The organism is Cryobacterium sandaracinum (assembly GCF_004403415.1).
Taxonomy (GTDB): Bacteria; Actinomycetota; Actinomycetes; order Actinomycetales; family Microbacteriaceae; genus Cryobacterium; species Cryobacterium sandaracinum.
Window position 1 is genome coordinate 1 of the sequence record NZ_SOGO01000009.1, and the last position, 24,402, is coordinate 24,402.

At 64.8% G+C, this 24,402-nt stretch carries 20 protein-coding genes; 2 read left to right on the top strand and 18 right to left on the bottom strand.

Annotation, left to right across the window (positions count from 1 at the left end):
* A partial coding sequence (locus E3T25_RS02540) for a hypothetical protein (RefSeq protein ID WP_198415629.1) occupies positions 1 to 1,040 on the bottom strand: 1,040 nt, incomplete at its 3' end.
* Positions 1,041 to 1,238: 198 nt separating this feature from the next.
* On the opposite strand from E3T25_RS02540, the gene E3T25_RS02545 reads away from it, so the two are divergent.
* Complete coding sequence (locus E3T25_RS02545) at positions 1,239 to 1,676, top strand: DUF1801 domain-containing protein (RefSeq protein ID WP_134371966.1); 438 nt, start codon at positions 1,239 to 1,241, stop codon at positions 1,674 to 1,676.
* Between the two features lie 108 nt (positions 1,677 to 1,784).
* Here the strand turns inward: E3T25_RS02545 and nrdF are convergent, their stop codons facing one another.
* From nrdF to E3T25_RS02610, 13 genes are all read right to left on the bottom strand, one after another.
* The gene (gene nrdF / locus E3T25_RS02550) at positions 1,785 to 2,759 is read right to left on the bottom strand and encodes a class 1b ribonucleoside-diphosphate reductase subunit beta (RefSeq protein WP_104099273.1); all 975 of its coding nucleotides are present in this window, start codon (positions 2,757 to 2,759) and stop codon (positions 1,785 to 1,787) included.
* 79 nt (positions 2,760 to 2,838) lie between these two features.
* A complete protein-coding gene (gene nrdE, locus E3T25_RS02555) occupies positions 2,839 to 4,971 on the bottom strand; it encodes a class 1b ribonucleoside-diphosphate reductase subunit alpha (RefSeq protein WP_134372050.1) in 2,133 nt (710 codons plus the stop codon).
* Positions 4,972 to 4,976: 5 nt separating this feature from the next.
* Positions 4,977 to 5,381 (bottom strand): class Ib ribonucleoside-diphosphate reductase assembly flavoprotein NrdI, encoded by a 405-nt coding sequence (gene nrdI, locus E3T25_RS02560; protein WP_104099274.1) that lies wholly within the window; start codon positions 5,379 to 5,381, stop codon positions 4,977 to 4,979.
* Between the two features lie 86 nt (positions 5,382 to 5,467).
* Positions 5,468 to 5,701 (bottom strand): glutaredoxin-like protein NrdH, encoded by a 234-nt coding sequence (gene nrdH / locus E3T25_RS02565; protein WP_104099275.1) that lies wholly within the window; start codon positions 5,699 to 5,701, stop codon positions 5,468 to 5,470.
* 164 nt (positions 5,702 to 5,865) lie between these two features.
* Complete coding sequence (locus E3T25_RS17845) at positions 5,866 to 6,354, bottom strand: type IV toxin-antitoxin system AbiEi family antitoxin domain-containing protein (RefSeq protein WP_134372052.1); 489 nt, start codon at positions 6,352 to 6,354, stop codon at positions 5,866 to 5,868.
* A gap of 127 nt (positions 6,355 to 6,481) precedes the next feature.
* Positions 6,482 to 7,573, bottom strand: coding sequence for a substrate-binding domain-containing protein (locus tag E3T25_RS02575; protein ID WP_104099277.1), 1,092 nt, complete (start codon positions 7,571 to 7,573; stop codon positions 6,482 to 6,484).
* 49 nt (positions 7,574 to 7,622) lie between these two features.
* A complete protein-coding gene (gene mmsB, locus E3T25_RS02580) occupies positions 7,623 to 8,957 on the bottom strand; it encodes a multiple monosaccharide ABC transporter permease (RefSeq protein ID WP_134371968.1) in 1,335 nt (444 codons plus the stop codon).
* Positions 8,954 to 10,504, bottom strand: coding sequence for a multiple monosaccharide ABC transporter ATP-binding protein (mmsA, locus tag E3T25_RS02585; protein ID WP_104099279.1), 1,551 nt, complete (start codon positions 10,502 to 10,504; stop codon positions 8,954 to 8,956). Before mmsA ends, mmsB begins: the two co-directional genes overlap by 4 nt.
* Before the next feature lie 477 nt (positions 10,505 to 10,981).
* A complete protein-coding gene (locus E3T25_RS02590) occupies positions 10,982 to 11,998 on the bottom strand; it encodes a LacI family DNA-binding transcriptional regulator (RefSeq protein WP_104170404.1) in 1,017 nt (338 codons plus the stop codon).
* Positions 11,999 to 12,095: 97 nt separating this feature from the next.
* Complete coding sequence (locus tag E3T25_RS02595; RefSeq protein ID WP_134371970.1) at positions 12,096 to 13,109, bottom strand: LacI family DNA-binding transcriptional regulator; 1,014 nt, start codon at positions 13,107 to 13,109, stop codon at positions 12,096 to 12,098.
* Positions 13,110 to 13,128: 19 nt separating this feature from the next.
* Positions 13,129 to 14,034, bottom strand: a complete 906-nt coding sequence (locus E3T25_RS02600) for a carbohydrate ABC transporter permease (RefSeq protein ID WP_134371972.1) — start codon at positions 14,032 to 14,034, stop codon at positions 13,129 to 13,131.
* Positions 14,035 to 14,036: 2 nt separating this feature from the next.
* On the bottom strand, positions 14,037 to 15,011 hold the full coding sequence (locus E3T25_RS02605; RefSeq protein WP_370287886.1) for a carbohydrate ABC transporter permease: 975 nt from the start codon (positions 15,009 to 15,011) through the stop codon (positions 14,037 to 14,039).
* Positions 15,012 to 15,093: 82 nt separating this feature from the next.
* The gene (locus tag E3T25_RS02610; protein ID WP_134371974.1) at positions 15,094 to 16,395 is read right to left on the bottom strand and encodes an ABC transporter substrate-binding protein; all 1,302 of its coding nucleotides are present in this window, start codon (positions 16,393 to 16,395) and stop codon (positions 15,094 to 15,096) included.
* A gap of 195 nt (positions 16,396 to 16,590) precedes the next feature.
* Between E3T25_RS02610 and E3T25_RS02615 the strand changes: the two genes are divergently transcribed.
* A complete protein-coding gene (locus E3T25_RS02615) occupies positions 16,591 to 18,621 on the top strand; it encodes a beta-galactosidase (RefSeq protein ID WP_134371976.1) in 2,031 nt (676 codons plus the stop codon).
* Between the two features lie 189 nt (positions 18,622 to 18,810).
* Here E3T25_RS02615 and E3T25_RS02620 read toward each other — a convergent pair whose 3' ends face one another.
* The 4 genes from E3T25_RS02620 to E3T25_RS02635 all read right to left on the bottom strand — a co-directional run bounded on the left by E3T25_RS02620 (position 18,811) and on the right by E3T25_RS02635 (position 24,315).
* On the bottom strand, positions 18,811 to 19,473 hold the full coding sequence (locus E3T25_RS02620; protein ID WP_241980553.1) for an amino acid permease: 663 nt from the start codon (positions 19,471 to 19,473) through the stop codon (positions 18,811 to 18,813).
* Between the two features lie 348 nt (positions 19,474 to 19,821).
* Complete coding sequence (locus tag E3T25_RS02625; protein WP_134371978.1) at positions 19,822 to 20,976, bottom strand: cystathionine gamma-synthase; 1,155 nt, start codon at positions 20,974 to 20,976, stop codon at positions 19,822 to 19,824.
* 23 nt (positions 20,977 to 20,999) lie between these two features.
* Entirely contained in the window at positions 21,000 to 22,364 is a 1,365-nt protein-coding gene (locus E3T25_RS02630) for a cystathionine beta-synthase (RefSeq protein ID WP_134371980.1), read from the bottom strand.
* A gap of 10 nt (positions 22,365 to 22,374) precedes the next feature.
* The gene (locus E3T25_RS02635) at positions 22,375 to 24,315 is read right to left on the bottom strand and encodes an ABC transporter ATP-binding protein (RefSeq protein WP_134371982.1); all 1,941 of its coding nucleotides are present in this window, start codon (positions 24,313 to 24,315) and stop codon (positions 22,375 to 22,377) included.
* Positions 24,316 to 24,402 lie beyond the last annotated feature (87 nt).

Below are 24,402 nucleotides of genomic sequence, written 5' to 3' on the forward strand. Positions count from 1 at the left end.
CCGACATCCGTGCAGGTGAAGTCGACTGTGACGAAGCTCGTGTACCAGCCGTTGGCGTTCGCGTCGGCCGGGTCGAGCGTGTACGAAATCGTCGGGTCGACGGTGTCGACGGTGATCCCGGACACTGTCACGGACGCGGTATTACCGGCATTATCGGTCGCGGTACCCGTCACCGACTGGTCCGCACCGTCCATCAGGATCACGTCGGCCGGGCACGTGGCGATGCCGGATCCTCCGACGTCTTCACACGCGAAGTGGACCAGGACGCCCGAGTCCGTCGTGTACCAGCCATTGGTACCGTCGGGGTCTACCGGGTTGAGCGTGTACCCGATGGTCGGGTCGACCGTGTCGACGACCGTGTAGGTCACCGTCGCCGTTGGGGCGTTGAGCCCGCCGGCGTCGGTGTAGTCGCAGGTCGTGGTCTGGGTGCCGAGGCCATTCAGCAGCGCCCCGGTGGTCACGGAGGCGGCCGTGGGGTTGACGTCTTCGGCGTCGACCACCAGGCAGGTGGCGGTCGGCACGGTACCGATTTCATAGCTAGCCCCGTTGCTCACCCCGTTGACCGAGACCGAAGGCGCGGTGTTCGTCGGAACCGGCTGGGTGATGATAATGGGGATACCGACCTGGTTCTTGAATTCTCCGCCGCCGGCCGGCTGCGCCAGGATGAGGACCGTCACGGTACCGCTCTGGGCAGCGGTGCCCGCTGTGAAACTGACCGGGAAATCGTCGGTGCAGTTCGTGATGACCACGGGGTTGGGGCTGGCCGTGACGCCGGAGGGTGCGACCACGGTGAGTTTCAGCGGGCTATCCCCCGCATCGATGTTGCATCCGATGTCGCCGTCACTCTTGCCGTTGGCGTTGAGCCTCATCGTGGCGCTTCCGGCCGTTTCCGATCCCGCAACGAGGGTGACACTGGCCGAACCCTCGATGCTGTCCTGAATGATGTCCGCGTAGGCAACCCCACCGAAGGCCAGGACGCTCACCGCCGTGATGGCGGTGATCGTTGTTGCGATACCCGTTCGCTTCAATATTCGTTTCATGGTGGCTGCCCCTGCGCTCGGCGGGAAGACCCTCGGGTGGGCCATCCCTCCCACGAAGGTATGTCTGCGCCGGATCCTCGGGAACGGCGGGGGCGTTCAAACAGCTAAACGCATGGTCCCAGGACCGTTTGAATCCCTAAACGCGTCAGGACCTCGGCACACATGCCCGGTCAGGGGTGCCCGCGCCATAATGGCGCCATGGCCGAAATCAAGACGCAGCCGACGGATGCCTCCGTCGAGGACTTCCTGGATGCCGCGACGCCCACCCGCCGCCGCGCGGACGGCAAGGCCCTCGACGCGCTCTTCCGCGAGGTGACGGGCGCCAACCCTGTCCTGTGGGGTCCATCGATCGTGGGCTACGGCAGCTACCGCTACGTGTCGCCCGCGAACCCGCGCAACCGCGGAGACTGGCCGAAGACGGGGTTCTCTCCGCGCAAGGCGCAACTGTCGATCTACGGGCTCAAAGACCTCCCCGAGGGCGCCGCGCTCCTCCCGCGGCTCGGCGCGTACACGGAGGGGGCGGGGTGCGTCTACGTGAAGAAGCTCGACGACATCGACCTCGGTGTTCTGCGTCGGCTGGTCGCGATCGCCTGGTCCCGGGGCGACGACCCCGCGCCGGCGGCGGCCTCCGAATGAGTCACCGAGTAGGCCACCGAAACAGACCGTTCCGGTCGAGTTCGCCCGGCGAAGCAGGCGATCTCGACCGGAACGGTCGATGTCGGTGGTGCGGTCACACACCCGGGACTAGAAGTCCCAGTCGGCGTCTTCCGTGTTGACGGCCTTGCCGATGACGTAGGAGGAGCCCGACCCGGAGAAGAAGTCGTGGTTCTCGTCGGCGTTCGGCGAGAGCGCGGCCAGGATGGCCGGGTTCACGTCGGTGACGGTCTTCGGGAACATGGCCTCGTAGCCGAGGTTCATCAGCGCCTTGTTGGCGTTGTAGTGCAGGAATTTCTTGACGTCCTCGGTCAGGCCGTGCTCGTCGTAGAGGTCCTGCGTGTACTGGATCTCGTTCTCGTAAAGCTCGAACATGAGATTGAAGGTGTAATCCTTGATCTCATCGCGGCGCTCCTGCGACGACGCCTCGAGCCCCTTCTGGAACTTGTAACCGATGTAGTAACCGTGTACGGCTTCGTCCCGGATGATCAAACGGATGAGGTCGGCCGTGTTGGTGAGGCGGGCGCGGCTCGAGAAGTACATCGGCAGGTAAAAGCCCGAGTAGAACAGGAACGACTCGAGCAGAACCGAGGCGACCTTGCGCTTGAGCGGGTCGTCGCCCTGGTAGTACTTCATCACGATCTCGGCCTTGCGCTGCAGGTTGACGTTCTCCGTCGACCAGCGGAACGCCTCGTCGATCTCCTTCGTCGACGCGAGGGTCGAGAAGATCGAGGAGTAGCTCTTGGCGTGCACGGACTCCATGAACGCGATGTTCGTGTAGACGGCCTCTTCGTGGGGCGTGATCGCATCCGGAATCAGCGACACGGCACCCACAGTGCCCTGGATCGTGTCGAGCAGGGTCAGCCCCGTAAACACGCGCAGGGTGAGCTGCTGCTCCGCCGGGGTGAGCGTGGCCCAGGACTGCACGTCGTTTGACAGCGGGACCTTCTCCGGCAGCCAGAAGTTGTTCGTGAGGCGGTTCCAGACCTCGACGTCTTTTTCGTCTTCGATCTTGTTCCAGTTGATCGCGTCAACGTGGGAGACGAGCTTGAGCTTGTCAATCATTGGTTGTTCCTTAGTCGGCGGTGCATAGGCGATTCAGCGTTCGGAGAGCTCGGGTTCGGGGAGCTCGGGGCAAACTCACTCAGAGAGCGCAGGAAACACAACCCTCGACCTCGGTGCCCTCGAGGGCCATCTGGCGCAGACGGATGTAGTAGATGGTCTTGATGCCCTTTTTCCACGCGTAGATCTGCGCGCGGTTGATGTCGCGGGTGGTGGCGGTGTCCTTGAAGAACAGCGTCAGCGACAGGCCCTGGTCGACGTGCTGCGTGGCAGCGGCGTAGGTGTCGATGACCTTCTCGTAGCCGATCTCGTAGGCATCCTGGTAGAACCCGGTGTTGTCGTTCGTCATGAACGGCGCCGGGTAGTAGACGCGGCCGAGCTTGCCTTCCTTGCGGATCTCGATCTTCGACGCGATCGGGTGGATCGATGCGGTCGAGTTGTTGATGTAGGAGATCGACCCGGTCGGCGGCACGGCCTGCAGGTTCTGGTTGTAGATGCCGTGCTCCACAACGGATGCCTTGAGCTCGGCCCACTCTGCCTGCGTGGGAATGTGCACGTCGGCCTGCGCGAACAGCTCGGCGCCGCGCGCGGTGGCCGGCTCCCAGAGCTGGTCAGTGTACTTGTCGAAGAACGTGCCGGAGGCGTAGGTGGAGTCCTCGAAGCCGACGAACGCATTGCCGCGCTCGATGGCCAACTTGTTCGAGGCGCGGAGGGCGTGGAACAGCACCGTGTAGAAGTAGATGTTGGTGAAGTCGATGCCCTCCTCGCTGCCGTAGTAGATACGCTCCCGGGCGAGGTAACCGTGCAGGTTCATCTGGCCCAGGCCGATGGCGTGCGACTTGTCGTTGCCGTCTTCGATCGAGCGAACGGAGGAGATGTGGCTCTGCTCCGACACCGAGCTGAGGCCGCGAATGGCGGTCTCGACGGTCTTGCCGAAGTCGGGCGAGTCCATGGACAGGGCGATGTTCATCGACCCGAGGTTGCAGGAGATGTCCTTGCCGATCTGGTCGTACGACAGGTCCTCGTTGTAGGTGGTCGGGGTATTGACCTGGAGGATCTCCGAGCAGAGATTCGACATGTTGACGCGACCCTTGATCGGGTTCGCCGCGTTGACGGTGTCCTCGAACATGATGTACGGGTAGCCGGACTCGAACTGGATCTCGGCGAGCGTCTGGAAGAAGTCGCGGGCTTTCATCTTGGACTTCTTGATGCGCGGGTCGTCAACCATCTCGTGGTACTTCTCGCTGACGGAGATGTCGGCGAACGGCACCCCGTAGACGCGCTCGACGTCGTAAGGCGAGAACAGGTACATGTCCTCGTCTTTCTTCGCCAGCTCGAACGTGATATCGGGCACGACCACGCCGAGGGACAGCGTCTTGATGCGCACCTTCTCGTCGGCGTTCTCACGCTTGGTATCGAGGAAGCGCATGATGTCGGGGTGGTGCGCGTGCAGGTAGACCGCGCCGGCACCCTGACGGGCACCGAGCTGGTTGGCGTAGCTGAAGGAGTCTTCGAGCAGCTTCATCACCGGGATGATGCCGCTGGACTGGTTCTCGATCTGCTTGATCGGTGCACCGGACTCACGGATGTTGCTGAGCAGCAACGCGACGCCGCCGCCGCGCTTCGACAGCTGCAGCGACGAGTTGATGCCGCGGGAGATCGACTCCATGTTGTCTTCGATACGGAGCAGGAAGCAGGAGACGAGCTCCCCGCGCTGCGCCTTCCCGGAGTTCAGGAAGGTGGGGGTGGCGGGTTGGAAACGCCCCGCGATGATCTCCTCGACGAGGGAGATCGCGAGCTGCTCGTCACCCTGAGCGAGGCCCAGCGCGGTCATCACGACTCGGTCTTCGAAACGCTCGAGGTACCGTTTTCCGTCAAACGTCTTCAGCGTGTACGAGGTGTAGTACTTGAACGCGCCGAGAAAGGTCTGGAAGCGGAATTTCTTCGAGTACGCCAGCTTGTTGAGGTCGGTGATGAACTCGAACGAGTACTGGTCGAGCACGGCCTGCTCGTAGTATTCCTTCTCGACGAGGTAGTCGAGGCGTTCGCGCAACGTGTGGAAGAACACCGTGTTCTGGTTGACGTGCTGCAGGAAGAACTCCCGCGCAGCCTCGCGGTCCTTCTCGAACTGGATTTCCCCGTTCGGGCCGTACAGGTTGAGCATGGCGTTGAGGGAGTGATAATCCATCGCCAGGCCGGGAGCCGGGTGAGCCATGGTCTTCACGGCTGTTGCTTCCAAAATGATTCCAATCCGTCGTGGACGATGCGCACATCATCCGGAGTTCCAAATACTTCAAAGCGAAACATGTGGGGCACCTTGCACTTCTGGGCGATGATGTCCCCGGCGAGGCAGTAGCCGGTGCCGAAATTCGTGTTGCCCGCGCCGATGACGCCGCGGATGAGCGAGCGGTTCTGCTCGTCGTTCAGGAACGTGATGACCTGTTTGGGCACCGCTCCCTTGCTGTCGCCGCCGCCATACGTCGGCACGACCAGCACGTAAGGCTCGCTGACCTGGAGCGGCTCATCGCGCGCGTAGATCGGGATGCGAGCGGCCGGGCGACCCAACTTCTCAATGAAGCGGTGCGTGTTGCCCGAGGTGCTGGAGAAATACACGATATCGGTCATGGAACACCTCCTGTTGCTGAGAAGTCGGCACGCCAAACGACGCTTTTTTACGGACTGTTGCGACGCCACCCCCTGGCGCCGCGGTGCTACGCGAGGCGCTGCGCGAGTTCGTTGATCTTGTCGGGGCGGAAGCCCGACCAGTGATCCTCGTCGGTGATAACGACGGGAGCCTGCAGGTAGCCCAGGGCCTTGACGGCTTCCAGGGCGTTCTCGTCGAGCGAGAGGTCGAGGATTTCGTATTCGATGCCCTTGTTGTCCAGGGCGCGGTAAGTCGCAGTGCACTGCACGCAGGAGGGCTTGGTGTAGACCGTGATTGCCATGAAGGGCCTTTCTCGTCGTTCAGGGATCAGTATTCAAAATCGGTTCAAACATCAGTGCTCAAAATCGGTTTTCATGTGAAATCTGAAGTTCAAGGCGTGCTGTGTGTTGAACTTCAATACTACATCTAGTGATGCTCGAAGGGAAAGGCCACTACATACAGTAGTTACAAGTATGTAGTTATCCACCGACATTCCACCGGTTGTGCACAGCCCCACGGATGCGATTCGAGCCAAATCACGCGGAATGCGGCAAAGTTATCCACAGGCAGCGCAGAGGCAGAACTCGAGCCTGTGGAAACCCTGTCGGCGTGTCGCTCGCCCTGAGGCGCGCCGCGAACGCGGTCGCCCAATCCCAGCGGTCGAAGCTGCAGGGCATGGTCGATCATGGCGACGCTCACGAGAAAGCTCGTGCTCGCCGCGGACGCGTGCGACAGCACGAGCGGCCGGCCCGCGGCCGCGACCGTCGAAAGCACAAACGGGCGGTAGCGCTGATCGGGATCGGCGGAACGCCGCAACTCCCCCGAAACGTAGATGCCGCGGCGCGTGCGCACGAGTTCACCGCGGCGGATCAGGGCGTCGACGGAGTGTGAGTTGAGGCCGCGTTCCCGGAGCGCGGCATAGGTGACGAGCCCGTCGAAGCGGGCGCTGACGATGTCGGGGAGTTTGGTCTTACCTCACCCTGCGGGCGGCGGCAGCGAGCCGGACACGCGAGAGGGCCGGCCCCCGTGAGGAGCCGGCCCTGGTGTCGAGATGCTGTGATGCAGGTGTACTGCCGGGTTGTTACTCGGTCAGCGGGGCGAGGTTCGGGTCGTTCGCGTATGCCTCGGACGCGTTTTCCTTGGTCACGATGACCGGGGGCAGCAGGTAAGCCGGGACGACGATCTTGCCGTTGTCGTAGGACTCGGTGTCGTTGACCTCGGGGGTGTCGCCCTTCTGGAGAACGTTGACCATCTCGATGGCCTTGTCAACGAGCACGCGGGTGTCCTTGTTGATGGTGGAGTACTGCTCGCCGGCCATGATCGACTTGACCGACTCGACCTCGGAGTCCTGCCCGGTGACGACTGGGATGTCCTTGCCGGCGGCCTTCACCGAGGTGATGATCGCACGAGCGAGGGTGTCGTTCGGGGAAAGAACGCCATCGAGCGTCTTGTCGCCGTACGTGCTGGTAAGCAGCGCGTCCATGCGGCTCTGAGCGTTCTCAGCCTTCCAGCCGGCGGTCGCCGTCTGCTTGATGTCGGTCTGGCCGGAGGCGACGACGAGGGTTCCGTCATCGATCTTCGGCTGCAGCACGCTCATCGCGCCGCCGAAGAAGACGGCGGAGTTGGCGTCATCCGAGGAACCGGAGAACAGCTCGATGTTGTACGGGCCTTCCGGCTTCTTCGTGGCCAGTCCGTCCAGGAGCGCCTGGCCCTGGAGTTCGCCGACATTGAAGTTGTCGTAGGCGACGTAGTAGTCCACGGCCTCGGTGTTCAGGATGAGGCGGTCGTAGGCGATCACGATGGCGCCGGCGTCGCGGGCCGACTGCACCTGGGTGGCGAGCTGGCCACCGTCAGCGGCACCGATGATGATGACCTTGGCACCGTTGGTGACCATGGCCGAGATCTGGTCCTGCTGGTCCTTGACCGTGGTCGAGGCACCGGCATACTGCACGTCGCCCTTGTAGCCGGCCTCCTTGAGGCCGTCTTCGAAGAGCCCGCCGGCGAGGACCCAGTTCTCAGAGGTCTTTGAGGGGAGGGCGACGCCGATGACCGAATCCTGGGCGAAGCCGGCAGCAGCGCCGTCTTCGCCGGCGGTGTCCGTGCGGGTGGAGCAACCTGAGAGTGCCATCAAGGCCACTGCGGCGATCGCAGTTGTCGCAAGAATCTTTCGCATTGTCGATTTCTTTCTGTTCGTTGTGGTTTGGTGAAGGGAAAAATCTGGGCTAGTTGGGCCGCGTGGCCTGCGGCCGCGCGCTCTCCGGGGTGCCCGTGTCGGGCACGACCAGGGGTGGCTCCGCCGGGAATTCGGCAGTCTTCTTCTTCTGGGTCAGGAGGCCGATGATCGAGGGACGACCCTGGCTCTTGTTCCACACGTCGACACCCACGGCCACCAGGAGCACCATGCCCTTGATGATCTGAACCCAGTCGGAGCCGACACCCAGCAGCTGCAGGCCGTTGTTCAGCACCGCCATGACGAGACCACCGATGATGGAGCCTACGACGGTTCCGATTCCGCCGGACACGGCAGCGCCACCGATGAACACGGCGGCGATCGCATCGAGCTCCCAGCTGAGGCCGTCCTGCGGGCCGGAGGCCACCGAGCGGGCCACGAAGATCATGCCGGCCAGGGCCGAGAGGATCGACATGTTCATCATGACGAGGAAGTTCACCCGACGGGACTTGACCCCCGAGAGTTCGGCGGCGAGCTTGTTGCCGCCGACCGCGTAGACGTGACGGCCGAAGATCGTGTTACGAGTGACGAACGCGTAGAAGAGAACGAGCACTCCGAGGATGATTCCGGAGACCGGGAAGCTTGTGCCGACGCGGCCACCGGCGAAGAGGACGGATGCGTAGACGATGACGGCACAGAGAAGGGCGACTTTCACGATGCTCACCCACAGCGGTGCGGGCGTCGAACCCATGATCTTCTGAACCCGGCGGGCACGCCATTCGGAGTAGACGACCGCGACCACGATGATGAGCCCCAGAAGCAGGGTCAGGTTGTTGTAGCCCGTGTTCGGGCCGACCTCAGGAAGGTAGCCGGAGCCGATGATCGTGAAGCCGTCAGGAACGGGGACCGTGTTGGCGTTACCGATGACCTGGTTGCCGCCGCGGAAGATGAGCATGCCGGCCAGGGTGACGATGAAGGCGGGAACCCCAACGTAGGCAACCCACGCACCTTGCCAGGCGCCGATCAGCATTCCCACGAACAGCCCGAGCAGGATGGCCAGCGGCCACGGGAAGTTCCAGTCCCGCATCGCGGTGGCCACCACGATGCCGACGAAAGCGGCAACGGATCCGACCGACAGGTCGATGTGGCCGGCGATGATCACCATGACCATGCCGATGGCGAGGATGAGGATATAGGAGTACTGGCTGACCAGGTTGATCAAGTTGCCGGACGACAGCGTCAGTCCGTCGGTCAGGTACTGGAAGAGCAGAATGATGGCGATCAGGCTGAAGAGGATGCCGAACTGCCGCAGGTTCGAGCTGCCGCTGCCGAAGATCTTCTTCAGATCACCAAGAGCGCCTCTGCGAGTACTCGTGTCTTCACTCATATGCTCTGAACCTTCTTCCGTGCGGAGGTCATACTTTTCATCAGGGTTTCGGGATCGGCGGACTCCGCCGGGATGCAGTCGGTGATCGCACCCTCGAAGACCGTGTAGATCCGGTCTGCGAGGCCGAGGAGCTCCGGGAGCTCAGAAGAGATCAGGATGACTCCCTTGCCCTGTTCGGCGAGCTGCTGGATGATGCCGTAAATCTCGTATTTCGCGCCGACGTCGATGCCACGGGTCGGCTCGTCCAGGATCAGCAGGTCAGGGTCCGTGAACATCCACTTGGCCAGAACGACCTTCTGCTGGTTGCCGCCGGAGAGTTTGGAGACGCCCGCATTGACGCTGGGTGTCTTGATCCGCAGGCTTTTGCGGTATTGCTCGGCGATTCCGAATTCTTTGGAGTCGTTCACGACCTGCCCGGCCGAGATCTTCGAGAGCTTGGCCGAGACGACGGAACGCTTGATGTCGTCGAGCAGGTTCAGGCCGAGTGCCTTGCGGTCCTCGCTCACGTAGGCGAGGCCGTGGTCGATCGCGTCGGCCACGCTCTTCAGGACGATTTCCTTTCCGTCCTTGTAGAGGTGGCCGGAAAGGAAATTGCCGTAGGAGCGCCCGAAGATGCTCATCGCCAGTTCGGTGCGCCCGGCGCCCATCAGGCCGGCGATGCCCACGATCTCACCCTTGCGCACGTTCAGGCTGGAACCCTTCACGACCATGCGCTCGGCGACCTGCGGGTGCTGCACGGTCCAGTCACGCACCTCGAAGAAGACCTCGCCGATGTGCGGTGTGCGGTCCGGGAAACGGCTCTCTAGGCTGCGCCCGACCATGCCCCGGATGATCCGGTCTTCGTTGACTCCGTCGGCCACGACATTCAGGGTTTCGATCGTCTTGCCGTCGCGGATGATCGTAATCGAGTCTGCGACCTGTTCGATCTCGTTGAGCTTGTGGGAGATCATGATCGAGCTGATTCCCCTGCCCTTCAGCCCGCGGATCAGGTCCAGCAGATGCATGGAGTCCGACTCGTTCAGGGCCGCGGTCGGCTCATCGAGGATGAGCACCTTGACCGACTTGTTGAGGGCCTTGGCGATCTCGACCAGCTGCTGCTTGCCGACGCCGATGTTCTTGATCAGGGTGTCGGGGTCGTCCCGCAGCCCGACGCGCGCCAGCAACTCGAGCGCCGTCTTCTTGGCGGTGATCCAGTCGATTGCACCCCATTTGGTCGGCTCGTTGCCGAGGAAGATGTTCTCGGTGATGGAGAGTTCCGGGATGAGCGCAAGTTCCTGGTGGATGATGACGATGCCCGCTTCTTCGCTCGAGCGGATGTCCTTGAAGTGCACGTTCTGACCCTGGTAGATGATGTCGCCCGTGTATGTGCCGGAGGGGTAGACCCCGGAGAGCACTTTCATCAGGGTGGACTTGCCGGCACCGTTCTCGCCGCAGATCGCGTGGATCTCGCCGCGATTCACCGTGATGGAGACGTCCGACAGGGCCTTGACCCCGGGAAACTCCTTGGTGATGGACCGCATCTCAAGGATTACGTGGTCAGTGGACATCGTTGGACTCCTCACGCCCGGGGGCCACTACAGGTATCCCATACCGACAACGGAATGGACGCGCGAAGGATCATCCCGCTCCCGCTCAGCAGGGCGGCAGCGGAGCTGCCGGGCAGGTGGAAAAGTGTGCTCACAAGCTTGACCTCAATGTCATGCGTTTGGTAAAAAGTGCTGGAAATCGAGTCCATGTGACCGATCACATTGACACTATAGACCCGGTGATAGTCCCGGTGTCAAGTTTCGTTTTGTCACGCTTGCGTAACAGGCTGTTGCTCCCCTGAGCGGGGTCTGAGGTCAGGACATTCCGCCGAGCCCAGCCGGCTCACGGACGGTTCCGGCGGGGCGGCTTACCACTTCTTTAGTGCTGCGCGGAAACAGGGAACTGCTCGACAATGCGCTCAAGGAACTCCGGAGAGAGTCGCGGGGGAGAGCGAACCCTTCACGGGTGATCGAGGCGAGGTCGCGCATGTGCCGAACTCAGAACGCGGGCGGTGCGGTCGAGCCGCGCACGATGAGCTCGGGAATGATCGGGTCGCTCCGCTCGATCGGTACCCCGCCGCTGAGGTTGCTGAGCAGAAGGGCGATGCACCGCCGCCCGAGTTCGGCAAAGTCTTGGCGCACTGTCGTGAGCGGTGGCCAGAAGTGTGCCGCTTCGGGAATATCGTCGTAGCCGACGATACTCATGTCGCGCGGCAGGTCGAGGCCCGCCTCGCGGCAGGCGTGCATGAACCCGAGCGCCATCAGATCATTCGACGCGAAGATGGCCGTGAAGTCCCGCCTCCGGAGCAGTTCTCGTCCGGCACGGTATCCGAAGTCGGCGGTCCAGTCGCCCAGAATCGGCGCCATGGTCGGCACATCCATTTCCCACATCTCGTCGAGGAAGCCGCGCATTCGGGCCTCGGCCTCAATCCAGTCCTGGGGTCCGGCAAGGTGGTAGATACTCCGATGGCCGAGGTCGATCAGGTGCCGCGTGGCCTGTCTGGCACCGGTCATCTGGTCGACGGACAGGGAATTGTCGAGGCGGCCGGTGGACTGCAGGGTGACGAACGGCACGTCGATGGACAGCTGTTCCAGGGCGTCGAAGACCCGCACCTGCGGCGCGATCACGACGATGCCCTCCACGGACTGGTTCATCAGGTGCTCCAGCGCCGCCTCGATCGACTCCGTGTCGACGGATGTGAGGTTCGCGGTGTTGACGTAATAGCCGGCTTCCTGGGCGGCGTCCTGGATGGCGGCGATGCTGCTCGCCGGCCCGTAGGCACTCTCCGCCGAGAGCAGGCCGATGGTGCGCGAACGCCCGCGCGACAGTGCGCGGGCCGCCCGGTTCGGCCGGTACTGCAGGTCTTCCATGACCTGCAACACCTTCGCCTTGGTGGAATCACGGATGCTGGGGTGGTCGTTGAGCACGCGCGAAACGGTCTGATGCGAGACCCCCGCGAGGCGCGCCACATCACGGATGCTCGGGGCACGCCCCTTGGGCAGATCGATAGTCACAGGAAGACCTTGTTGGCATGTGCACGGTCACAATTGTGAACGCAAATCAAGTATGCACTCCGGTGACGCCCCCTGGCGCACATTGCGCCTCGGTTGATCAGGCGCTCTCGCGCACCACCAGATCAGTCGGCAGAACCATGGCAGCGGGGCGTTCGCCCCCGATAACCTGCAGGAGCAAGCGCACCATTTCTTCGCTGATGCGGTCGAACGGCTGCCGCATGGTCGTGAGCGGAGGGTGCGTCGTGGCCGCGATGGGACCGTCATCAAAGCCCCCGACTGCGACGTCTTCCGGCACTCGGCGGCCCGACGCAAGAAGCACATCGAGTGCCCCGGCTGCCATCACGTCGTTGGCGGCGAACACCGCGTCCAGATCGGGGTGCCGTGTCAGGAGAGCCGTCATTGCCGCCGCGCCGCTCGACCGGCTGTAGTCGCCATGGGCCACATACGTCTCGTCGAATACATCGGCGCGTTCATCGACATACGCTTCGAAGCGACGCATGCCTCCGGAGGTATCTTCTGGCCCGGTGATGGTAGCGATGCGAGTGCGGCCGAGGCTGGTCAGGTAGCGCACCATTTCCCGAGCGCCTTCGTAGTCGTCGGCGGCCACATACCCCATCTTGTTTTCGAAGCCCAACGGCACCCCACAGGCAATCGCCGGCACGCCGGCCGCAATGATCTCGGACAGTCCGCGGCGACCACTGTGCGAGGAAACCAGCAACACACCATCGACGTGGCCCGCCGTGACGAACTCCGTGGCCCGGCGCTGTTCGTCCTCATTGCCCGCCATGATCAAGACCAACGAGATGTCGTGCACGGAGAGCGCCCGCGACGCCCCGCTCATCAGTACAGCGAAGTTCGGGTCTTCGAACAACCGCTCGTGGGACTCGGTGAGAAGGAAGGCCACCGAGTTGGCGCGGCTGGTGGCGAGGCTGCGTGCATGCGGGTTGACCCGGTAGCCCGTCTTCTTGATGGCCGCGTTCACTGCCGCCAGAGCATCCGGACCCACCCAGTGACCGCCGTTCAGCACCCGAGAAACCGTTCCCCGGGATACGCCGGCGGCTGCGGACACATCATCGATGGTCGGCCGGCGCTTCGAAGGGGGCGGGGTCACGTCAGAATTCTATCCATCCTCAGGCTTTGACCGCGCCCGCAGCAAGGTCGACCTTCCAGTAGCGCTGCAGCACAAGGAACAGTATTACCAGAGGGATGATCGACAGTAAGGCGCCCGTGATTACGAGCGTGTACATGGACGGCGCGGTCGCACCCTGATTGAGCAGGCCGCTCAGGCCGACCGTGACCGGGAAGAGCCTGTCATTGCCGAGCATGATGTAGGGCAGCATGAAGTTGTTCCAGACCGCAACAAACTGGAAGAGGAAGATCGTCACGAGCCCGGGGCCCATCATCGGCAGGGCGATGCGATTGAAGATGTAGAGCTCACCGGCTCCCTCGGTGCGGGATGCCTCGACAACCTCGGTGGGCACCGACGCCGCCGCGTAGATGCGCGCCAGATAGATGCCGTAGGGGCTGATGATCTGCGGCAGCAGCACGGACCAGATCGTGTTGGTCAGGCCGACCTCGGCCAGCAGGAAGTATTGCGGGATGGCGAGGATGACGCCGGGCACGAGCACTCCCATCAGCAGCACCGCGAAGACCGCGCGCTTGCCGGGGAACCCGAACTTGGCCAGAACGTAGCCGGAGATTGCCGAGACCCAGGTGGAGGCGAGGGCGCCGACGCCGGCGTAGATCGCCGTGTTGAGCACCCAGCGCCAGTAGAGGCCGTCGCGGTACCGGCTCAGCTCCACGATGTTGTCCCAGAGGTGCGAACTCGGCATCAGCGTGAACGTGGAGAAAAGCTCGGAGGCGTCCTTGCTCGAGGCCATCAACACCCAGAAGACGGGGAAGAGGCAGTAGATGGCGCCGACGAGAAGGATGCCCGTAGAGACCGGGCTGGCCTTCTGGCGGAAGGTGCGGGCGGCGACGCGCTCTGCCTTGAGCAGGGCGCGGCCTGGACGGGTCACGGTGGATGAGGTGGTCATGGTCAGTCCTCCTGACCGAATGCGCGTTTCTGCACAACGCGCAGGAACAGGAATGAGAAGGCGAAGGTCACGACGGCGATGACGATCGAGGTTGCGGCCGCCGAGTAGATGTCGTCACGGGTGAAGGCGTCCCGGTAGACCAGCATCAGCGGTGACCAGCTGGTGGACAGGGAGTTCGTGAGTGGTCGCAGGGTGGTCGGCTCGGCGAAGACCTGCAGCGTGGCCACCATCGAGAACAGGGCGGTCATCACGATGGCGGGGGCAATGATCGGGATCTTGATGCGCCGTGCGATCTGCACCTCGGTGCAGCCGTCGAGCTTCGCAGCCTCGTAGATGTCGGTGGGCACCGACTTCAGCGAGGTGTACATCACGATCATGTTGAAGCCGACGCCGCCCCACAGGGCGATGTTGGCGATCGCGAAGATGACGCCCGACGAGGAGAGCAGCGACGGGACGTCCCAGCCGAACCGTTCGAAGAGAAAGTAGAACGGGCTCACGGCGGGTAGGTACAGGAATCCCCAGAGGAGGGAGCTGATCACAGCCGGCACGGCGAACGGCAGGAAGATCGCGGTGCGGGAGAACCCGGTGGCCCGCGTTCGCCGGGAGTCGAGCAACAGGGCGAACAGCAGGGCCAGACCCAGCATCACGGGGATCAGGATGAGGCCGTAGAGCAGGACGCGCCCCACACTGGCACCGAATTCGGCGTTCGTGAGGGTGGCGGCGTAGTTGTCGATGCCCGCGAAGACGGTCGAGCGTGCGCCGGCGCCCAGACCCAGTCCGGAGACCTTGGTCTTCTGGAAACTGAGAAAGAGTGTGTAGACGATGGGTGCGGCCATGAAGACCACGAACAGGATGATGCCCGGCGCCAGCATCGCGTAGGGCACGAGCACCCTTGAGCGGAACTTGCCCTTCTCCCTACGCTGCTGCGGAGGCGGTGTGCTGCTCCTGGTGGCCACGGGGGCCTCTATCACTGTCACGGATTGTCCTCAATCGACGCGGTCACGGTGTTCGGTGTGAACGGGCCGCCCGCGCGGCGGGCGGCCCGGATGGTGCTGGGTGTTACTTGACGGTGAAGCCGCTCTTCTTCATGTCGGCCGTGGTGATCGTCTGCATTGCCGCGATGGCGTCGAGGAATGCACTCTTCTTCCTCGCGTCGGCAGCCTTGGCGAATTCGTCGTTGTACGCGCTATAGGCGACGTTGACGTTTGGTCCGTAGCTGAACGGGGTCACGGTCTGGGCGACCTCGGCGGCCACCTCATAGAAGTCGGGCTGGTTATTGAAGAACTCCGGCGGCGCCGTGAGCGCGGAGGCGGCGGCATCGACGTTGGCGGGGTAGATGCCCGTCGCGGTGACGAGCGCCTGCACTGCGTCGGGGTCGGTGTTCAGCCAGGTGGCGAACTCGGTGGCGGCTTCCTGGTGTTTCGACTGCGTGGTAACCGCGGTCGAGGAGCCACCCCAGTTGCCCGTGGCGGGCGCCGCGGCGTCCCACTGTGGCATGGGTGCGGCCATCCAGAGACCGGCGGTGTCCGCGGCGTTGCCCGCCAGGACGCCGGGTGCCCAGATGGCGCTCAGCCAGCCGACCTGTTCGCCGCTGTTGAGGCCGGCGTTCCACTCGGGCGTGTACATCGGCTTGTTGTCGATGACTCCCTCTTCCACGAGGCCGCCCCAGTAGCCGGCGACCGTCTGGGTGGGGGTCTCGTCGATGTTGACGCTCCAGGACTCGCCATCGATGCCCCACCAGGAGGCACCGGCCTGCTGCGCCATGCCGGTGAACCAGCCGGCGTCATTCGACGAGAAGGTGCCCAGGTACTTGGCCGGGTCGGAGGCGTGCACGGCGCGCGCCACTTGGGCGTATTCGTCCCACGTGGTGGGAACGGCCAGGCCGAGCTGCTTGAGGATGTCGGCGCGGTAATAAAACATCATCGGCCCGGTGTCCTGCGGGATGGCGTAGACGGCGTCGGAGCCGAGCGTGACGGAGTCCCAGACGCCGACGGCGAATTCGTCCTCCACGTCATTGGCGCCCAGCTCGGAGATGTCGGCGAGGGCGTCGGAGGAGACCAGGGTCGGGATCTTCTGGTACTCCGCCTGGATCAGGTCGGGAGCTCCGCTGCCGGCCTTGATGGCCGTGAGAAGTTTGGTGATGGCCGGGTCGCCGCCGTCCTGCTTCTGAACCGTAACCTGGATGTCCGGATTCTCGGCGTTCCAGGTGTCGACGACCTGGTCGAGGTTCGGGGCCCAGGCCCAGTAGTTGAGCTCGACCGGCCCGGAGTCACCGCCCGCGGCATCCGTTGAACAACCTGCCATGAGCAGTGTTGCGGCGGTGGCCAGGGCCACCGTCCCGATTCGTATCGACGTGCGCATTCGTCCTCCTTGAAGAAAGCTGGTGCTGTGAGTTGGCGCCCGCGGCATCGTCGCGTCGAAACTCGACTCTAACTGTGAGCGGTACTAGTCACGCACACAATCATATTCGTTGTCAACACGCAGATAAATTCACGCATTCCAGAAGTAACTGTGCTAAAACTGGGAGCGCACACAGTAAAAAGGAGATCCAGACCAATGCCGATCGAGACCGCAGTACCCACGCTCCCGTCAGCGACGAACCGCTGGCTGAAGGGCACGAACCGACTGCGCTACGGCGGCGATTACAACCCGGAGCAGTGGCCGCGGGAGACCTGGCTCGAGGACGTGGCGCTGATGCAGCAGGCCGGCATCAACCTCGTCAGCGTCGGGATCTTCTCCTGGGCGCTGCTCGAACCGCGCGAGGGGGAATACGACTTCGGTCTGCTCGACGACATCATCGGGCTGCTGCACGAGGCCGGAATCGACGTCGACCTGGCCACCCCCACGGCCGCGCCACCGGCCTGGTTCTGGAAGAAATACCCGGATTCCCGGCCCGTCACCCGCGACGGAATCACGCTGGGCAACGGCTCGCGTGGCCTGGTCAGCCCGTCGAGCCCCGACTACCGCCGGGCAGCGGCGGCGATCACGGAACAACTCGCCCGCCGGTACGCGAACCACCCCGCGCTCGTGCTCTGGCACGTGCACAACGAGTACGGCGCCCCGATCAGCGATTCCTATGACGACCACTCCGTCGCGGCCTTCCGGGTGTGGCTGCGGAAGCGCTACGGCACCCTCGAAGTACTCAACGAGCTGTGGGGCACCACGTTCTGGGGACAGGTCTATGGCGAATGGGACGAAATCGACGCCCCGCGCCAGTCGGCCTCGGTGAGCAACCAGGCCCAACGCCTCGACTTCCACCGGTTCACCTCCGACGCGCTGCTGGAGTGCTACATCGGCGAGCGCGACGTCATCCGCCGGTTCACGCCCGACATTCCCGTGACCACCAACTTCATGGCAACTAATTGCCTCTCTGCCGACTATTGGCGGTGGAGCAGGGAGGTGGACATCGTCTCGAATGATCACTATCTGGTCGCCGAGCGCGCCGACAACCACGTGCTCCTGGCGATGGATGCCGACCTCACTCGGTCGCTGGCTGGCGGAGCGCCGTGGATCCTGATGGAACACTCAACCGGGGCTGTGAACTGGCAGCCGCGCAACATCGCCAAGCGGGCGGGTGAACTAGCCCGAAATTCGCTCTCCCACCTCGCGCGTGGTGCGGACGGCATTCTGTTCTTCCAGTTCCGGGCCTCACGCTTTGGCGTGGAGAAGTTCCACTCCGCCATGCTGCCGCACGCCGGCGCCGAGACCCGGCTGTGGCGCGAGGTCCTGGCGTTGGGCCAGACCCTCGGCGCGTTGGAGCCCGTGCGCACCTCCCGCGTGCGCGCTCGGGTCGCGTTGCTCTGGGACACCGAATCGTTCTGGGCGCAGGACTTGGAGTGGCGCCCCAGCGTCGAGCTGGGCCACCGCGAGCGCGTCGAGGCCTTCTACGCAGCGCTGTGGGACCGCAACGTGACGGTGGACTTCGCTCACCCGACCGCCGACCTCGGCAGCTACGACCTCGTGATCGCCCCAAGCCTTTACCTGGTTGGCCCGACGGCCTCCGCCAACCTCACCGCGTACGTTCGGGCAGGCGGCCACCTGGTCGTGTCGTACTTCTCCGGCATCGTCGACGATAACGACACGGTCTACCTCGGCGCCGCTCCCGGCGCCCTGCGCGAGGTGCTCGGCCTGTGCATCCCCGAATTCCTGCCGCTGCACGAGAACGAAACGGTTACCCTCAGCGACTCCCGCACCGGCACCCTGTGGGCCGACGACATCGCGGTCTCCACGGCCGAGGTGCTGGCCCGGTATCTGGACGGCCCGGCCAAGGGCGGACCGGCCATCACCCGCAATGCTTTCGGGGCCGGCTCGGCCTGGTACATTTCGACCCGGCTCACCGGCGCCGACCTCGATTCCCTAATGCTCGACGTGCTCGACACGGCAGGTGTCGATGCCGCCCCCGGCATCGACGGCGTCGAGAGGGTCACCCGGTCGAACGACACCGGCGATTTCCTGTTTCTGATCAACCACACGGATGCCGACCGGCCATGCCCGGCCGTCGGCACCGAGCTCCTGACTGATGCAGTCGTGACCGGAACCGTACTGGTCCCCGCCGGGCTCACCCGGGTTGTACACCACTCCCGGTAGCACGGCGCGACAGCTGCCACCGCTTCACCAGCCGCACGGCCACGGCCGCGGCCACGGCCACACTGGCCAGTACCGCGGGAACGAGCAGATTGAGACCGGTGAGAATGAGGAGGCCGACCGTGAGCACGACCGACACGACGGCCAGCCACTAGCCCAGCGTGTGGCGGTCGAGCAGACGCACGGCCGCGATCATGCCGAGCACATGATGGCCACCATCGAACTCGTGTGGATCAGGATGAACACCCCGAGGTAGACGTTGAGCACTCCGACGGCCGCGACAGCGGCAATCACGGCGACGAAAACCGGACCGACGCCGGGCGCGTTCGTTGCGACCAGGTCGAGCGGCGCAACCTGCCCCCGCCCCGCGGCCCGGCCCAGAACGGCGACGGTCACGTACTGCAGGGCCAGGTAGGCGATGCCGACCAGGACGAGGGCGACCGCCGTGGCGAGGGGGGTGACCCCTCCGGGGTTCGTGAACTCCGCCGCGATGTGCGTGCCGACCTCCCGGCCCGCGAAGGCCCACACGAACAGGCTGATCGCGGTGCCGACGCCGAAGAAGAACCAGTACCCGGTCATCCGTGCCCAGGTCGGGCCGAGGGCCCGGCGCACATAGCTGGCGACGCCGCCGGGGTCCGGATAGCGGGCCGCCAGGGCGGCGAACGTGCTGGCCAGCGGGATCGACAGAAGGGGGACGACGAACACCGCGACCAGGGACGCCGGCCCGGCCGCAGTGCCGGCCAAGCCCGGCAGTGCGAGAATGCCGGTGCCGAGCACCGCCGCGATATACGGGGCCGTGCCCTGGACCTGGCCGAGGCTGCCGGCTCGGGCCAGCGCGGCATCCGTCGCCGGCACAGCCGGTTGCAGGAACAGCCGGTTGCAGGAACAGAGCCTGAGAGGAAGTGGTCATCTGACCGTGCTGCCGCACCGGGGGTACGGCGGAAATGGCAAAGAAAAGACACACTCCGTGCAAAAACCGTCAGGCTCGAGGAGTGAGTCCCAATCGGAGCGCGGTGTCCTGTTCCGAACCAATTCGACGGAGATTGTGGTGTAAAACCGTCTTCTGGACGTGTTTCCTGCTGATCCTGGCAAAATCTCCGTCGAATTCGTTCGAAGCGGAGGTAATCTCCCTGAGCGGCGATGCCGCATCAGCCGCATCAGCCACGGCAGCCAGGGCCGCCGCGGCTGTACGGATTTATCCGCCTAGACGACCGCGAGCGCCCGGTCGATGTCGTCGATGAGGTCGGCGACGCCTTCGATGCCCACGGACAGACGGATGATGTTGTCCGCTACTTCGAGTTCGGTGCCGCGAACCGACGCGTGGGTCATCTCGGAGGGGTAGTTGACCAGCGATTCCACGCCACCGAGCGATTCGGCCAGCTGGAACAGCTGCGTGGCCTCGGCGAAGGAACGCGCCGCGGCCGCGCCGCCCACGAAGGAGATCGACAGCATGCCGCCGAAGCCGCTCATCTGCTTCTTCGCCAGCTCGTGGCCCGGGTGCGTCGGCAGGCCGGGGTAGTAGACCCGGTCGATCGCCGGGTGGCCCTGCAGGTGCTCGGCGATCGCCTGGGCGTTGCTGCAGTGGCGGTCCATCCGCACCGAGAGGGTCTTGATTCCGCGCACGGTGAGCCAGGCATCCATCGGGGCCGAGACGGGGCCGGCGGCGAACTGCAGGAACTGGGCCTTCTCGGCGAGCTCGTCGTCGTTGATGATCAGGGCGCCGCCGAGCACGTCGGAGTGGCCACCGAGGTACTTCGTGGTGGAATGCACGACGACGTCGGCCCCCAAGGCCAGCGGCTGCTGCAGCGCGGGCGAGGCGAACGTGTTGTCCACGATCACGGTCACGCCGAAGCGGTGGCCGATCCGGGCCAGAGCGGCGATGTCGCAGACCTTCATCAGCGGATTGCTGGGCGTCTCCACCCAGAGGATCTTCGTCTCGCCCGGGATGATGGCCTGTTCGACGGCGGCGAGGTCGCTCATCTCCACGGTGGAGTTGAGGATGCCCCAGGCACCGTGCACCCGGTTGATCAGCCGGTGCGTGCCGCCATAGACGTCGTTGCCGAGCACGATGTGGTCGCCCGGTGCGAGCAGCGCGCGCAGGATGGTGTCCTCCGCGGCGAGCCCGCTGGCGAAGGAGAGGCCGTGCTTTCCGCCCTCCAGCGCGGCCAGCAGGGTCTCAAGCACGGTGCGGGTCGGGTTGCCGCCGCGGCTGTACTCGTAGCCGCCGCGCAGGTGGCCGATGCTCTCCTGCACATACGTGGACGTCTGGTAGATGGGCGGGATCACGGCGCCGGTCGTCGGGTCGAATTCCTGCCCCGCGTGGATGGCGATGGTGTCGAAGTTTCGTGTGCGAGCCATTGATTCGTCCTTAGTCATGCTGTTCAGGCGCTCAGGTAGGTGAGCAGGTCGTGGCGGGTGATGACGCCGAGGGGTTTTCCGCCGTCTGTGACGAGGAGCGCATCGTGGCCGGCGAAGGCGGCGCGCGCGGCCGCGACGGGCTCGTTCACCCCGATCAGCGGGAGGGAGTCGCCGACGAACTCGCCGACGCGGTCGGCCAGTTTCGCTTCGCCGGAGAAGACGAGTTCCATCAGCCGGCGTTCGTCGACCGCGCCGACGACCTCGCCCATCACCACCGGGGGCTTTTCGGTGAGCACCAGCACCTGGGAGACGCTGGCCTCGGTCATGACTCCGATGGCGTCGTGCACCGTGGCGCTGGGGTGCACGTAGACGAACGGCGGCAGGGCGCCGGTCTTGGACGAGAGCAGGTCGCCGACCGTGTGCCCGGTGGGCGCGTTGCTGAAACCGTAGCTGCGCATCCAGCCGTCATTGAAGATCTTGCCCAGGTAGCCGCGCCCGCCGTCGGGCAGCAGCACGACGATGGTGTTGTCGGCGCCGAGGGTTCTCGCCGCGCGCAGGGCTGCGACGACGGCCATGCCGCTCGAACCGCCGACCAGAATGCCCTCTTCGAGGGCGAGCCGGCGGGTCATCGCGAAGGAGTCGGCGTCGGAGACGGCGATCACCTCGTGCACGACCTCCGGGTCGTAGGCGCCCGGCCAGAAGTCCTCGCCCACGCCCTCGACCAGATACGGCCGGCCGGTGCCACCGGAGTACACCGAGCCCTCCGGATCGGCGCCGATGATGCGCACGCTCTCTCCCGAGACCTCGCGCAGGTACCGTCCGGTACCGGTGATGGTGCCGCCGGTGCCGACGCCCGCGACGAAGTGGGTGATCGTGCCGTCGGTGTCGCGCCAGATCTCGGGCCCGGTCGTCTCGTAGTGGCTGAGCGGGCCGTTCGGGTTGAAGTACTGGTTGGGCTTGAAAGCCCCCGGGATCTCCCGGGCCAGCCGGTCGGACACGCTGTAATAGGAGTCAGGGTGGTCGGGGGCGACGGATGTCGGGGTCACCACAATCTCCGCGCCGTAGGCCGTGAGCACGTTGCGCTTGTCCTCGCCCACCTTGTCCGGCAGCACGAACACGCACTTGTAGCCGCGTTGCTGGGCAACGAGAGCGAGGCCGACGCCCGTGTTGCCCGAGGTCGGCTCGACGATGGTGCCGCCGGGAAGCAGGAAGCCGTCCCGTTCGGCGGCATCGATGATGCGCACCGCGATGCGGTCCTTCGCGGAGCCACCCGGGTTCAGGTACTCCAGCTTGACCAGCACGGTGGCGCTGACGTCAGCCGTCACCTTGTGCAGCCTGACCAGGGGGGTGTCACCGATGAGGTCGAGAACGGTGTCGGCAATTTTCATCGAGAGTCCTTCATCGAGGGTTCTTCGTCACGGATTCGAGCCGGGTCAACTCTATCGGCGTGAGCGGAGTGGGGGCCGTGGGCGTCGGCGACGTGACCTGCTCCGAGTACAGCCGCGCGTAGACGCCATCGTCTTTGAGCAGTTCGGCGTGGGTGCCCCTCTCTACGATCCGGCCGGCGTCGACGACGAAGATGACGTCGGCGGACACGATGGTCGACAGCCGGTGCGCGATGGCGATGGTCGTACGCCCGCGGGAAGCGGTGTCCAGGGCCGCCTGAACGACGCGCTCGGAGATGGCGTCCAGGGCGCTGGTGGCCTCGTCGAGGATCAGCACCTCGGGGTCCTTGAGCAGCACCCGCGCGATGGCGATGCGCTGCTTCTCGCCGCCGGAGAGCCGGTAGCCGCGCTCCCCCACCAGGGTGTCGTAGCCGGCGGGGAAGGATGCGATCGTGTCGTGGATACTCGCCGACCGGGCCGCGGCCTCGAGCTCGGCATCCGTCGCCTCCGGTTTCGCGTAGCGGAGGTTCTCGGCGATGGTCGCGTGGAAGAGGTAGGTCTCCTGGCTGACGATGCCGATGTGGGAGACGAGGGACTGCTGCTGGAGGCCCTGCACCTCGACGCCGGAGAAGAGTACCCGCCCGGCCGAGGCCTCGTAGAAGCGCGGGATGAGATAGGACACGGTGGTCTTGCCTGCCCCGGACGGGCCGACGAAGGCCGCGAACTGGCCCGGCTCGATCGTGAAGGAGACGTCGTCCAGGGTGGGGCGCGATTCCGCGCCGGCATCCGGGTAGGCGAAGGTGACCCCGTCGAAGGCGACCCGGCCGACGGCCTCGCCGCGGGCCGGCACGGGGGCGGCGTCGGGGGCGTCGCGGATCGCGGGCCGGAGGTCGAGGTACTGGAAGATGCGGGCGAACAGGGCGCTTGAGGTCTGCAGGTCGAGGGCAACGCGCATCAGGCCGAGCAGCGGGAACAGCAGCCGTGACTGCACGGTCGTGAAGGCTACGATCGTGCCCGCCGTGATGTCGGTCGTTCCACTGCCCATCAGCAGACCGGCCACGAGGTAGACGATCGCCGGGATGCTGGAGAGGAAGATGCTCACCGTGGCGAAGAACCACTGGCCGCTCATCTGCTGGCTGATCTGCAACTCGACCTGGTTGGCATTCTCGTCGGCATACCGATGGATCTCGGTCTTCTGGCGGGTGAAGCTTTTCGAGAGCAGGATGCCGGATACGCTCAGCGTCTCCTGCGTGATCGCCGTCATGTCCGAGAGCGACTCCTGCGTCCTGGACGCGATGCGGGCCCGCACCTGGCCGACCCGGCGCTGGGCAAAGACGAGTACGGGCATCAGGATGATGGCGACGATCGCCAGCTGCCAGCTCAGCAGGAGCATCGCGACGAGCGCCGCGATCACGGTCACGGCGTTGCCGAGCAGACTGGAGATGGTGTTGGTGAGCACGCTCGCGACGCCGCCGACATCGTTCTGCAGCCTGGATTGGATGACGCCCGTCTTCGTTCGCGTGAAGAAGCTCAGTTCCATCGCCTGCAAGTGGGTGAACAGCCGCACCCGCAGGGCACCCATCACCGAGTTGCCGACCGTGGCGGTGAGCCAGGCCTGCCAGACGCCGAGCAACTGCGTCCCCAAATAGATGGCGATCATCACCCCCACGAGCACGGCGAGACGCTGCACGTCCGGGCTGCCGCCGGGCGGGAAGAGCCCCTCGTCGAAGGCCCGCTGCACGAGCAGGGGCGGCACGACGGAGAGCGCCGCGCTGATGAATACGAGAACCACGGTGACCGTGAGCTTCGCGCGGTGCGGCGCGAACAGGCCGATGATCCGGCGAAGCAAATTCGGGATGCGCGGGGCCTCGGCGTTCTCGGCCCGCTGCGCCACGACATCCGCGCCGCTTACCCGCCCCCGTCGACCGCCGCCGCCACCGTGCATTCCACTCATGAATTCACTCTAAACTCCCGCGCGGCACACAAATGTGCCCGTTCCGAACACCGGCGGCCCGGGTGGGCGCCAGCGGCGGAACGGGCA